Below are 12,703 nucleotides of genomic sequence, written 5' to 3' on the forward strand. Positions count from 1 at the left end.
CCGCCTCTGTCGTCGTGGCGCTCCCATGAAGAACCTGGCCCATAGCGCATCCCTTGATTCGGAGGACAAGGATGCCCCATCAAAATCTGGGATCAAACAGTGGTCTTCCAATGGCCGTGCGGCACCCCGGCCCGGCAGCGCTCACCGCGCGGCGCACGTCCCCGCAGACGGGCCATCTTGGTCGACAGCCCGGTCTCATCAATAAAGACGACCTTCGCCGGATCGAGATCGAGCTGGCTGTCGAACCAAGCGCGACGGCGCTTCAGGATGTCGGGGCGGTCCTGCTCCAATGCGTGTGCGGACTTTTTTCGAACGTCCACCCGTGGCCGCCAAGCCACGCGCTCAAGGCACTGCGGCTGATCCGGACCGACCGCTCGTCCCCAAGCCGCTCCACCATCTCGTTCAGCGTGATGTCCTTACGATCATCGATCAGCCCAACGATGAAGGCTTCGTGAGCATCAAGGCTGGATGCGCGTGGGCGGCCTTGCGGGCGCGGCGTCCGCTCGCCGATCTTTGCCCTGGCGATCCAACGGATCGCGCTCGATATGCCGACGCCGAACCGCGCCGCAGCCTGCCGCGCCGACATGCCGGCCTCCGAGGCCTTCAGAACTCGGAACCGAAGATCTTCGCTCAGTGCTCTTCCCATCATCCACCTCATGAAAGTGGATTGAATCACCCGCGAACGCTATCGTTGGTCACAAACTGCGGACGTATATCCGGGTTCCTGAGAGGAGTGTTGCAACCGTTTGATTACCCACGCCATGGCAAGACCCCTCGACGTAGCGTGACCTGCTGACCTGCCCTCGGCCAAGCGGTTCTTCAGAAAAGCGCTGGCACGTCATGGCTGGCCCGACTGCGTCGAAGTCGATGGTGGCCAGACCAACCAGGAGGCTATCGCTTCCTGTGACATCATAAATCGCAGATCGTTTCCGGCGTCGGCTGAAGCGCTGAAGCCGATCCGGATAGCAAGAGTAAATACCTGAATAACCGGATCGAACAGACCATCGACCATTGTCAAGCGCGCCGCATCCGTCAATGCTCGGCTTCAATCACCAGCATCAGCGCAATCATCCTAAACGGCATAGAATGGCTCACATTCCCAGGCCGACCAATTCCAAATCCTTGCCGCGTGATTAGCCTCGCGCCAGATCTCTCCGCACTCCCATTCAGACGTTGCGACAAACCGCGCCGTGGAGATGGCCAATCGCGAGAGCCGGTCGGCCTGAAGGACTTTCTCGTCGGATTAGTGCGCGGCATCAAGGGCGTCCAGCTGCTCGTGTCCAACGATCATGCCGGCCTGGTCACGGCGATCGGCGAGGTGGGTCGTCCAGAAGCGGCATGGCAGCGCTGCTACGTGGGCTGTTAAAGAGTCTCCTTCTTCCGATTCAGCTGAGAAATCGTTGATTCTCTGGAGGGGTTCTCGATGCCGGGACGGAAGGAGCGCGATCAGCTTGGGCTATTCATGACTGGCTCGCTGTGACAACGATCATAGTTATCGGCCCATCGTGTGCTGGGAGCTGTCCCTGGCAGCGGGACGCAGTGGCGAACCTCTACTGCACCGACGATAGCCGGCCCGGCATCGATCCCCAAGTGGCTGTACGCCTGATGCTCGCGCGTTTCCTGCTTGGATCGTAGCGGCGCTCCAGTAGCGCAACATGCACTTACAATATGAAACACGCGTTTCTTACAATTGGGAACTGGTTCCGCGACGTTGGTTACTATACTCACCGGGCTTTGGCCGAGGATCGGATGTCAATAGGTGGGCGGCGTTATAGCGCTCACGATTTCGCTATGGCCGTTGTGAACGTTTCGAAATCGATGGGGCAACCGGCTATCAAAATAGTATCCGTCTCCCGGATTGAGAATTCGTTTCTGGGTTCCCACCGTCACCTCCACCATGCCGGATAAAACCATGCCGGCTTCCTGCGCTGCATGGGTGAATGCCTCGCCGCTGTCCGCGCCCGGTGCATATCGTTCGTGCAACATTAGCAGTTGGCGGTTCGGGTGATCCAAGCCGATCACGCGATAGGAGATTGTGTCAACCTTTCCAATTTCTACCAGGTCGACCGTTGGATAGAACGGGGAATACGGGAGGCTTGACTGTAGATCAGAAAAGAAGCCCGTAAGAGTCGTTCCAAGCGCGTCCAACACAGCACCCAAAGTGTCGACAGAAGGGCTCATTCGATCGCGCTCAATGAGAGATATTGTAGAATGGGATATTCCCGAGCGAGCCGCCAACGCTCTGACGCTAAGGCCTCGTCGGCGACGCAGTTCGCGCAGTTTGCTCCCGATCTTTGGCATTCGTCAGTTCCTTGGATGATTGTTTAGAGATCATGCCATCCTCCCAATGAAAACAACACTAAGAGGAACCCGGATAGCTAACCATACGGTGAATATATTGAACGCGCGCTCGCTGGGCAATTGTCCGACTGCTTTGGTTGCACGATGCTGGCGTGCATCATCGCACGTAAGGAGGTTCTAATGACGTCGCGACTTGAAGCGCTGAAAGGCAAATTTACCCAAATTAAGCAGCCCTCTGGGGACGCGGTCTCAGACACTGCCCTGATTGAGAAAACCGTCAAGGAGATCATTGCGAACGTTCACAAACGTGGGGACGGTGCGGTTCGTGATTACTCGCTTGCCTTCGACAAGGCTGACATCACCAACTTCGAAATTACCGAGGAGGAGAGACAGAAAGCTGTCGCCGATCTCGATCCGCAGACGCGGGCAGACACGGAATTTGCTATCGCTAACGTCCGCCGCTTCGCCGAGGCCCAGTTGAAGACCATTCTGCCCCTCGAAATCGAAAGCTTGCCGGGAGTTCATCTTGGCCACCGCGTCATTCCTATTGAAATCGTTGGTTGCTATGTGCCTGGCGGTCGCTACCCACTTCTGTCGGCTCCGGTGATGACCATCGTTCCGGCCAAGGTGGCTGGCTGTGACCAGGTAATCGCCTGCCTTCCGCCGAACGCCCATCCCGCCATGATCGCAGGCTGCCACCTTGCCGGTGCAGATCGCATTTTCCGCGTTGGCGGAGCCCAGGCGATTGCGGCCATGGCATACGGTACCGAGACGATTCCGGCAGTCGACAAGATCGTTGGCCCGGGCAACGCATTCGTTAACGAAGCAAAGCGTCAGGTTTTCGGTCAGGTCGGGATCGACCAGCTCGCTGGCCCGAGCGAGATTTTCATCGTCGCCGACGAAACCGGCAATGCAGCAACCATCGCGTCCGATCTGTTGGCGCAGGCCGAGCATGACGTCCGCACCCGTGTTGGGCTCGTGACGACTGACCGCAAGCTTGCTGAAGACGTTCTCAATGAAGTCGAAAGACAGCTCGAAGACCTGCCGACGGCTCTGGTGGCTGGCGCTGCATGGAAGGATTACGGCGAAATTACCACCGTGGAAGACGAAGACACGATGGTTGCCTACTCGGACTACATCGCTACCGAGCATCTGCAGGTCCACACCCGCCATCCGCAAGCAACCGCCAAGAAGCTTCGAAACTACGGCTCGCTCTTCATCGGTGAACTCGCAAGCGTCGTCTATTCGGACAAATGCTGCGGCACGAACCACACGCTACCGACCATGGCAGCAGCTCGCTACACCGGCGGTCTTTGGGTCGGTTCCTACGTGAAGATCGCCACCCACCAGTGGCTGGACGAGCGAGGCGTCGCCGCAGTGGCTCCAGCTGCCGTGCGTCAGAGCGCGACCGAGAAACTGGAAGGCCACCGCCGTGCTGCCGCGCTGCGACTTAGCCCAAAGCAACTCGTTCCAGTTGGTTGAGTCACCGAAGCGCCCATTTGGCTCATTGAGGACGGCCTAGGTAGATCTGATTTGACGTAAAGAGGGGGGCGAGTTTGGTCGGATCGGCAGAATTCGTCCGGAGACATTCTATTTTCTGGGCATGACGCCTGTACACGAGGAACCTGAAGGCCAACTTCAAAGGTTGGCATGCGCACGGAGAAGTCTCGGCTTTGAAGGAGCGTGTCGTCATTGCAGAAGTTGATGCGACAAAATGCGGCATCACGCGATCAGTGATCAGGTCAAGCGATAAACGCTGCCCCTATGCCTATTATGTGCAGCGCGGCAATCAACATGAGAGTGCGTAATGCCAGCAAACGTCGCTCCTGATTGACGCGCCGCGACAATCAAACCGACAAACCCCTTGCGCGCGACGCTCAATGCCGCAATCATCACCATCGCTGCGACACCAGATTCTCATCTAGATTGATGGTGTGGAACGGCCCCGCTACCGACAGCATCTAAGTGCTAAAACGTCGTCGTTGCGAGCAACGCCACAAGGAAGGGAGCCGTTCCGTGAAGCAGGTTAGCACCATCGGCCTGGATTTGGCCAAGAACGTTTTTTAAATTCATGGCGCCGACGCCGAGGGTGCGCCGATTTTCAATCGCAAACTGCATCGAGCCGAGCTGCTGGGCTTTTTCGAAAGCTTCCGCCTTGTCTGGTTAGTTTGGAGGCGTGCGGCGGTTCGCATTATTGGGCGCGCGAGATCGCGGCGCTCGGTCACAACGTGCGTTTGATCACGCCGATCTATGTGAAGCCGTTCGAAAAGCGGGCAAGACGGACGCGGCCGACGCCGAAGCTATCAGCGAAGCCGTCACCCGCAAGACCATCCGTTTCGTTCCGATCAAATCGGCTGATCAACAAGCGGCGGCCATAGTGCTGAGGACGCGCGCCCTTTTGATCCGCCAGCAAACTCAGGCGATCAACGCGCTTCGCGGGCATTTCACGGAGTGGGGCGTTATTGCCGCCCTCGGCACGGCTCAAGTCGCTGCGTTGATCGAGATCCTACGGGACGAGGAGGACGTTTGCTTGCCAAAAGCCGCTCGATTGGCCTTGGCTGAAATCGCCTATCAGATCGGGGCGTTGACGCGTCAAATCGACAAGCTCGAACGAGGGATTGTCGGCGAGACGAAGCGCGACGAGGGCATGCGACGGCTGACCACAATTCCAGGCGTCGGAGCGATCACGGCGGCTTCCGTCAAAGCGCTTGTCCCGGATCCCGAGGGGTTCAAATCAGGCCGTCACTTCGCCGCCTGGCTGGGACTGACGCCAAAGCCGCATTCGAGCGGCGGCAAGGAGCGGCTCGGCGGCATATCGAAAATGGGCAACCCGACGCTCCGCTCGCTGCTCGTATGTGGCGCGACGTCGGTCTTGCGGCGCGTTAAGGGAAACGACAAAGCGCTGCGATGGCTAGTCATCCTACTGAGCGTTACTGGCGTAGATGCTGTGGAGTCGCAGCCGTGACGGCGGTCGCCTCGACTAGACGCCTTCCACCAGATCAAGAACGGACCCGCTATTGCATCCGAAACTACGGCTCCCATACCGGGAATAGCAGGCACCTGCGGTGCTGTGAAGCGACTGCTGTAGAGCGTGGTGCGGTAGCTCCGCACGCCAGGTTCCGTGGGAACCGAGCGGGGGCGACCGCCTCCGGACGGTCGAAAGCCGAATGGCTGAGCTACTCGACCACGATCCGGCTGTCACGGAACACGATCAGCAGATACGTGCAATCCGACGAGTACGAGCCTCGCGTAAGGTGCCGGGGCGGCCGGACAAGCTGGCAGGATGCTTGGCCACAAGCGGGTCCGTCAACTACCAGATCCCGTAGTATCCGTGTCGAGCCCGGAACTATAGAAAACTAGGATGCCTAAATGAAGAGCTCATGCAGATTGCGCTCGCAATACCGCACCGTCCGCAAGGAAAGGTCAATAGCCGATGCTAAGACGAACTCTCATCCTGCTTGAAGGTCATAGGAGCAATGGGCTGCTATACGTTCAAGCGGCCCAGCGTCTAGGACTTCATCCAATCACCCTGGCGGCTGATCCAACTCAGTACGACTATATTGCGGCGGGACGCATTGAGGCCATGCGGGTCGATACCGACAATTTCGATTCGCTGCTGCAGGTATGCTCTCGGCTGTGTGCGGCCTACGATATTGTTGGCATCACTGGTTTTGCAGGCCCCGATGAGTCGCTTAACGTGACAATTGCCAAGCTCTGCCAGCATTTCAATTTACCGGGACCAAACTCTGCATCAATTGAACGATGTAGCGACAAATTTACTCAACGTCAGTTCCTCGCGCACGCCGGCGTTTCAGTGCCTGCTTACCGATTGGCAGCAAATGCGGTCGAAGTAGAAAGCTCCGCCGCGGAGATAGGCTTCCCGGTGATTCTTAAACCAGCTGAAGGCAGCGGCAGCAGGGGCGTCAGATTGTGCCGCAATGTTGATGAGTTAGCTGAGCATACAACATATCTGTTGGGGGGCGCGCATACATGGCGGTCTTCGCCGAAAATACTGGTCGAAGAATTCGCAAAAGGCGCATTCTATGACGTTGTTACGATGGAAAAAGCGGTTATTGCAGTGGGTGCCGCCCACTTCGACCGCTCGCCGTATTTTGTCCCTTGCGAGAGCATGTTTCCAGCCACACTAACTGATGAGGTGCATGAGCGTATCATCGATGTTTCGCTGACCTGCTTGCAAGCTCTCGATCTTGGCTGGGGGCCAGCGAACATTGAATTCCGATGGACGAACCGGGGTCCAGTCGTTGTGGAAGTCAATGCGCGTCTTCCGGGTTGGACCACTCCTCGGCTGGTTCAACTGGCTTACGGTGTCGATATCATCAACGAGCACATCAAGCTTATCATCGGTGACGAATGCGATCTGCGCGCTAGCGATTCGCAAGCTTCGGCCGCGCGGTTCTTAGTTCCTGATCGCGACGGCATCCTCGATCGGATCGAGGGCGCTAGTCGGGCGGCGGCTGTACCGGGGGTTGTCGACGTCAGATTTTATGTTGAACCCAAGACCTCGATCGTCCGCAAGGGTGATTACCGAGACATGATTGGACATGTCATCGCTGCTTCGCCCGACGGGACTCGCACCGAGGCCATACTTCAGCATGCCGTCGACCTAATCGGGTGGTCGATCATACCACTCCCGCCCTCTGGCGAACAGGATGGGATTGCTTGCCTGCCTGCAACAGCGCAGGTGCAGGATAAGAGGTGATTGTCACCGTTTCATGAGTCGTATGTACATCCCGCTTCATGATTCTGCTGGACGAGGTCTTCGCCGCAGGCCCCGATGGATTTTCGCGCGCTTCCTCCCGATCGGCCCCTAGGAATGGGGTCACCAGCTCCGGGAAAGGCTGCCGTGGCTGTGTTGCGCAAACTGACGGTCATGATCCATGCGGCGCTCAAGACTAGCGAGCTCTTCAATCCGAATGACCTCAACATAAATCGTACGCCTCCGGCGAAGTCGTCACCGGATGGGTACCATAAATCCGGATTGCGTTCAGCCGCAACGTGAGCCGCGCTGAGGGGCTTGCACCGCTCAGCAAAGCGCGTCGTCCACATTGAAGGTTCATTCCGCGAAGCTCCATCAGTGGCGGCCGATGTCGACCGTGAAGATAATGGTGTACGCGGCAAACGAAACTCCAAGCTCGAAGATACATGACGTTCCCACCGCGATTAAATGGGGCATTCGGCTTGGCGTCTCATCGTTGACCATTGTGGTTGTGGTGCTGCGCTTCTGGCCGATGGAAAACGAGGTTACGTCTTTTCAACAGCCCCACTGCATCGAAGGGAAACGCGCAGCGTGAAACACTAAAGTGCCTGAACTTGTCCATGAAGAAACCAGCGTGCATTGATCATGAATCAGGCAAGAGTTGCCGGGACGAAGATTGCTACCCCCTATTTGAGCTCGGTGTTGAAGGATACTCATTAGCATCGAGGAGATCGGCATTGAGACCGGGCCGACTTCGCAATGGGCGATGAGTGTCAAGCCTGCTCCTGCATTTCTCCATCTCCTAGTTCGACCGATTGACGACCATCTCCTCGTCCCGACCTAACTTCGCTCTGTCCGGCGCGCGCAGTGGCCGGAGCCGCGGCGATCCTACGCAGGCGATCGGCCCTCGGTGGTGTGGATCTCCGCACGCAGGAGGTCGAGCGGCTCAAGCAAGCGGTCAACTCGGCGCGGGTGTTGTCCGGCAGCGCGTTCCCTCCGCTACGCGGAGGCGATGAGCCTGTCGGTCGCATTGCGCAGGCTCAAAGCGGAAGCTGCGAATGCCGAAGCGGGCGAGAATCGCCCTGATGCGGTTGATGAGCCTCGTCTCAAGCGGCGGCGGGAAACCTATCTTCGCGTATTTGAGTCGATCATCACCGAGGGGGTGATGCCTAAGGCGCACGTCTACATCGCCATGTTCGCCGGCTATGGCCTGCACGAAGTGCTGTCGTATCATTCCTCGCTCGTGCGCCATTCTCTTTGCCCATTCCCGGGATTGGTGCTGCTGATGCGCCGTCTGGCGTCCGTCGAGAAACCCTAAAGGCATTCAAGGGCGGCTTTGCCTCCCACCAGGAGTATAGAAGCCGGCTTTCCTCAACAGCCCATCGGCGCACTTTTGAAATGTTGCGGCCTGCCCACCCCACCAGACAAGCGCCTCCTCGCTGATGTCGTCCTGCTTGGAATAGCGGGCTTTCACATAAGCTTCGTTTAGCGTGTCCAACCAAGCTCGGTGACGCTGTTGGTCGCGTGGCCGCGCCTCAGACAGGCGTCGATCGTGATCCTCGGCCAAACATCGAAAAAAGTAATGTTTGTGAGAGCCTGGACTGTAGTCAAAGGCCCCTACCTCCTTCAGCGGACCCCCAAACGGCACGTCGCTTTCAGCATCCCGTGTCATGACCCCCGTATGATGCGTGCTTGCGGTGAGAATAGTAAACACCTGTTGGTCGCAGAACATGAACATTGGTCGCAGAACATGAACAGAAGACAGTTTCAATCTCCCAGGTCGGCGTCCGTCCGGGCGGGCGGAGGATAATGCGTTGATTTTTATGACCGACGAAAGATAAAGACTTTGTCAGTCTGCTCTGCGTGCTAGCGTTTGCCAAAACACTTAAGGAGGGTAGACGATGGCCAAAAGGCGAGTTCTTACTGGGGGCATTGCGCAGGAGTCCCACAGTTTCAACCCCATCCCGACTCGCCGCGAGCGCTTCACAATCATTGAAGGTCAAGGTGCGGTCGAGCGCAATCGCGGAGCCAATTCTGCATTCGGCGGAGTAATTGACTCAGCCTATGCCGCAGGTGTTGACCTCGTCGTGCCTACTCTGTTTCGGGCGCAGTCAGGGGGGGTAGTGGACGATAAAGTCTTTGTGGAAGTAAGCGACATCATGATTGACGCGGCGAAGCGCGGTGACTTCGATGCAATCGTTCTCCCCTTGCACGGTGGCATGCTCACGCAGACCTTGGCTGATCCAGAAGGCGTTCTGATCGAGCAGTTGCGGGCCGTAGTTGGCAATGACATTCCGATTACGGCCGCATTCGATCTTCATGCCCACGTGAAGGAAAGCACCCTGGAGCCCTTGGATTTTCTTTCCGGCTACCTGACAAATCCGCATGTAGATCAGTCCGCCACAGCAAAACGAGCATTCTTTGCGGCGATGGGTATGCTCGATGGCACCTTCGAGCCGGTTCTTGCCGCGACGTTCCTCCCGATGTTGACTTTAGGTAATGACACCACACTAAGGGGGCCACTTGTTGAAATCCACGCCTATGCTAAAAAGGCGGTGAAAGAGGGCCGCGCTTGGGACGTGTCCATTTTCAACTCTCAGCAATTCCTCGACGTTCCTGCGATAGGGCAGGCGGTCCTTGTGTATGGGAATGATGAATGTGATAAAGCTCACGAGCTCGCGAACGAGATCATGAGGATGATCTGGGATTTTCGCGACGATTTTGTCTTCAAGTATCCTGCGGTGGAAAAAGAGTTGGAAAATCTTGATAATTCTGTTGACCCGATCGTCATTGGTGACCAAGGAGATCGCGTTATCGCCGGAGCACCGGGCGATAGCACCTACATCCTGAATTTCTTATTGCAGCATAACATCGATGTACCGACTTACTTTCCTGTATACGATCCAGAGGCAGTCGCCATTTGTGCCCGGGCAGGGATGGGCAGCGAAATCAACCTGACCTTTGGCGGCAAATATTCCACCGTCAGTCCAAGTGTAAGCGCCTGCGGAAAGATAGTAGGCCTTGGTGACAATGTTCCGGTTGTATACGAAGGTCCGTCCGACGAAGGCACTAAGACGTATATCGAGAAGTACGCTGTCTTTAGGATGGGTAACATCAACGTCGTGCTGACGAATCAACCCTACGGATATATCGATCCAGCTTATTTTAGGGCAGTAGATCTCGAGCCCAACATGGCCAAACTAATCGTCACCCGCTCCGGATACCACTTCAAGCTCAATTTCGAAAAGATCGGTCGCGTCGTTACCGTAGACACACCTGGAATGAGTTCATACTACCTCGATCAATTTCGGTGGCAGCATGCGCGCCCCGTCTATCCACTCGACGCAATTGAGTATGAGCCACGACAATATAGTCGCCGCCGCACCTGAGATGCGGCGGTCGAGTTTGGTGCTTGTTTGTTATTGTCGCGAGCTAAGAGTTTCTGAATCTATGGAGAGATTAGGGCGGGCGAAGTATTTCATCTTGCGACGAGCCACAGAAAAGGTATTCGTGTGTGCACGCCGTCCGAGCACCTTGACCACGACGACCCTATCAGAGAAGGCTCATAGGTCCTCCTTGACGGCCGTCTGCTCGTCTGCTCGCAGCAAGCGTTACTGGGAGGATCTGATCACTCTACAGCGAGTTGCCTTGGGCTGAGGCGCAACGCAGCGGCGCGGCGGTGGCCTTCTCGTCGAGTCGGCGCAGACAACTCCAACTTGGCAGCACTTGGAATCTGGCGTAGCAGCGCTGGTGCTAAGACTAGACTGGAGAGCACTACGGGAACCTTCACCGACACAGCCACTGCTGCTTGGTGGCGGATAAAGTACCCACAGTCCGAAGTTATTACAACGGCGCCACGTTTTACTAGGCTTTTGGCGGCCGCGATGCACGCATTTTCTAGTGCAGGATCGCCGCGGATTACGGTATCTGCCCAAGCTCCTGTAACGGTTTCCAACATAATAGGGGAATTGAAGGAAGCCGGGTCCCGCAACGAGCCACTTGCGGTTCTGGGAAGCATGTCAACTCCGACTGGAGATCCAGAATTCCAAGTGATGGGGGAGTCAGAATCGCCATCTCAGCCTCTGAGGTAGTTGGGTGTACGCACAACACTCACATCAAACGCATCGTATTGGCGCATGTCCTGGTCAAATGCATTGTCTCTATTGAAGCGATCTAAATCCGAGATACCAAGATCAGCAGCAGAGATTCGGAGATGGTACGCCATGCAGCGCCTGACAAGCCGCCGCCGGTGCTATCGACCAGCTTATGCCGCTGATGCCTGATCCAACAGCTGCCGGCCGCCCACGCAAGGTGGGCTTGCGCGGGCGGTGAATGCGATTCTCTAAATGTCTTCCGGGTTATCAGCCGCCTGCTGCTGAAGGACTTATCGCGGAAGATCCCCGGACTACGTGCTGCGTCGGCGGTAGATCGAGATATGACGTGCGGATCGTTCGGTGAACGCACCTCTAACCCAATCCCCCCATCGCTCCGCTAGCTCCAGCCCCACGCATTCGGCCATGGTATCGAGTTCCTGATGATAGACGTAACGAACGCGTTGCGGTAAACGTCTGACCGACGTACCAGAAAACCAGAGGAGGGTTGAAACCAAGTTCTGGTTTAGTGGATCGTGGACAGCCACATTGAGGATCGTATTTTCATGATCCACTAGCCGCACCGTTGTAGTTTTCTGGCCGCCGACACGAGGATCTAAGCTTGGTACATCCAGTTCTATCACCAAAATCCTCCCATCATCTAGCGCCGCCGCGGCAGATCGGAGGCAGGCTATTTGCTCTTCGCGCGTGGAGATCAGCGTGAACGTGAAATAAACGCATTACACCATACTGTACCGTTGCTCTGTTCTGAAATGGGCGATATCTCCCTGCCAAGCTTTGATTTGCGCGGGCGTCGAAGGAGTACGGCAGAGCAGCCGGCTGTTATACTGAGAGTCATGGAGTTTGACCGGCGTGCGCCCATTGCCGCATTCCGATTGATGTGATGTTTCGGGGACCGCGAGGAGCTTCTGCCAAGCCTCGCAAGCGGCATCGATGATGGCGTCGTAGTAGTCGAAGAAGCGGTTTGAGAGCCAATTCTGCCGCAGAAGACCGGGTTCAGTTCGGGCGAGCGCGAGGGCAGGAAGATCGCCGTCATGTTTTTGGGCATCCTGAGATTGGCGGTGGTGTGCCATCCGGCACGATCCGGGACGAGCACAGCGTGTGCGGCCTTTTCAACATGGCGGCTGATCTCGTTGAGATGGCGTTGCATGGCCCCGGTGTGGGCAAAAGGCGGAGCCAGAGCGGCCCGGCGCCGCGCGCCGGGCAAATCGCGCCAAGCAGATACGCACTCTTGAAGCGCTGATCGGCCGGCTAGCGCGGTCGGGCGCCGCGCCTTGCCCATTGCCGCACGACCCCGTTCTTCTGGCCCGACGCGCGCCTCATCCTAGAACCAAAGCTCCACCTTCGTGCGCGGCGGCAGGTCGCAAAGATGTGCCTTCGGCGTGTTGGCCATTTTTTGACGCGCTTCAGGTCAGTGCGCCACCAGCGCGCGACGCCGTCAACGGCATGGTCCGGCCCCGTCTCCACCATCGCAGCCAATTCGCTCTGCTGCTCTGGCTGCGCATTTCGCAAAAGCCGGACAGGGGTTCCGCTAATTCCCGGACAGTGGTTTCGCTAATGTCGGGACAGTCTG

The 12,703-nt window shown here is 57.2% G+C and carries 8 protein-coding genes and 5 pseudogenes; 7 read left to right on the plus strand and 6 right to left on the minus strand.

Annotated features, from left to right (window positions below; all coding sequences use genetic code 11):
- Positions 1-98: 98 nt before the first annotated feature.
- Positions 99-646: pseudogene (locus AC0L26_RS31745) on the minus strand (helix-turn-helix domain-containing protein); the annotation flags it as partial.
- Between the two features lie 148 nt (positions 647-794).
- Between AC0L26_RS31745 and AC0L26_RS31750 the strand changes: the two are divergent.
- Positions 795-1,027: pseudogene (locus AC0L26_RS31750) on the plus strand (IS6 family transposase); the annotation flags it as partial.
- A gap of 160 nt (positions 1,028-1,187) precedes the next feature.
- A pseudogene (locus AC0L26_RS31755) lies at positions 1,188-1,357 on the plus strand (transposase); the annotation flags it as partial.
- A gap of 395 nt (positions 1,358-1,752) precedes the next feature.
- On the opposite strand, the gene AC0L26_RS31760 reads toward AC0L26_RS31755, so the two are convergent.
- Positions 1,753-2,301: a cupin domain-containing protein gene (locus AC0L26_RS31760; protein ID WP_473636057.1), complete on the minus strand. Its 549-nt coding sequence runs from the start codon at positions 2,299-2,301 to the stop codon at positions 1,753-1,755.
- Positions 2,302-2,481: 180 nt separating this feature from the next.
- Here AC0L26_RS31760 and hisD point away from each other — a divergent pair, with 180 nt between their 5' ends.
- Positions 2,482-3,783: a histidinol dehydrogenase gene (hisD, locus tag AC0L26_RS31765; RefSeq protein WP_473636058.1), complete on the plus strand. Its 1,302-nt coding sequence runs from the start codon at positions 2,482-2,484 to the stop codon at positions 3,781-3,783.
- Between the two features lie 486 nt (positions 3,784-4,269).
- Here hisD and AC0L26_RS31770 read toward each other — a convergent pair whose 3' ends face one another.
- A complete protein-coding gene (locus tag AC0L26_RS31770; protein WP_473636059.1) occupies positions 4,270-4,419 on the minus strand; it encodes a hypothetical protein in 150 nt (49 codons plus the stop codon).
- Positions 4,420-4,477: 58 nt separating this feature from the next.
- Between AC0L26_RS31770 and AC0L26_RS31775 the strand changes: the two genes are divergently transcribed.
- The 3 genes from AC0L26_RS31775 to AC0L26_RS31785 all read left to right on the plus strand — a co-directional run bounded on the left by AC0L26_RS31775 (position 4,478) and on the right by AC0L26_RS31785 (position 8,336).
- Complete coding sequence (locus tag AC0L26_RS31775; RefSeq protein WP_473636060.1) at positions 4,478-5,266, plus strand: IS110 family RNA-guided transposase; 789 nt, start codon at positions 4,478-4,480, stop codon at positions 5,264-5,266.
- Positions 5,267-5,734: 468 nt separating this feature from the next.
- Entirely contained in the window at positions 5,735-7,021 is a 1,287-nt protein-coding gene (locus AC0L26_RS31780; RefSeq protein WP_473636061.1) for an ATP-grasp domain-containing protein, read from the plus strand.
- Positions 7,022-8,030: 1,009 nt separating this feature from the next.
- Positions 8,031-8,336 (plus strand): hypothetical protein, encoded by a 306-nt coding sequence (locus AC0L26_RS31785; RefSeq protein WP_473636062.1) that lies wholly within the window; start codon positions 8,031-8,033, stop codon positions 8,334-8,336.
- A 6-nt stretch (positions 8,337-8,342) separates the two neighbouring features.
- Here the strand turns inward: AC0L26_RS31785 and AC0L26_RS31790 are convergent.
- Positions 8,343-8,627: pseudogene (locus AC0L26_RS31790) on the minus strand (HEPN domain-containing protein); the annotation flags it as partial.
- A gap of 292 nt (positions 8,628-8,919) precedes the next feature.
- On the opposite strand from AC0L26_RS31790, the gene AC0L26_RS31795 reads away from it, so the two are divergent.
- Positions 8,920-10,407 (plus strand): M81 family metallopeptidase, encoded by a 1,488-nt coding sequence (locus AC0L26_RS31795; protein ID WP_473636063.1) that lies wholly within the window; start codon positions 8,920-8,922, stop codon positions 10,405-10,407.
- A 1,016-nt stretch (positions 10,408-11,423) separates the two neighbouring features.
- On the opposite strand, the gene AC0L26_RS31800 is transcribed toward AC0L26_RS31795, so the two are convergent.
- Together AC0L26_RS31800 and AC0L26_RS31805 are read right to left on the minus strand one after the other, a co-directional pair.
- Positions 11,424-11,753 carry a hypothetical protein gene (locus AC0L26_RS31800; protein ID WP_473636064.1) on the minus strand — a complete coding sequence of 110 codons (330 nt, stop codon included), beginning with the start codon at positions 11,751-11,753 and terminating at the stop codon, positions 11,424-11,426.
- 211 nt (positions 11,754-11,964) lie between these two features.
- Positions 11,965-12,621: pseudogene (locus AC0L26_RS31805) on the minus strand (IS630 family transposase); the annotation flags it as partial.
- Positions 12,622-12,703 lie beyond the last annotated feature (82 nt).

Source organism: Mesorhizobium sp. WSM4823 (genome assembly GCF_055811195.1).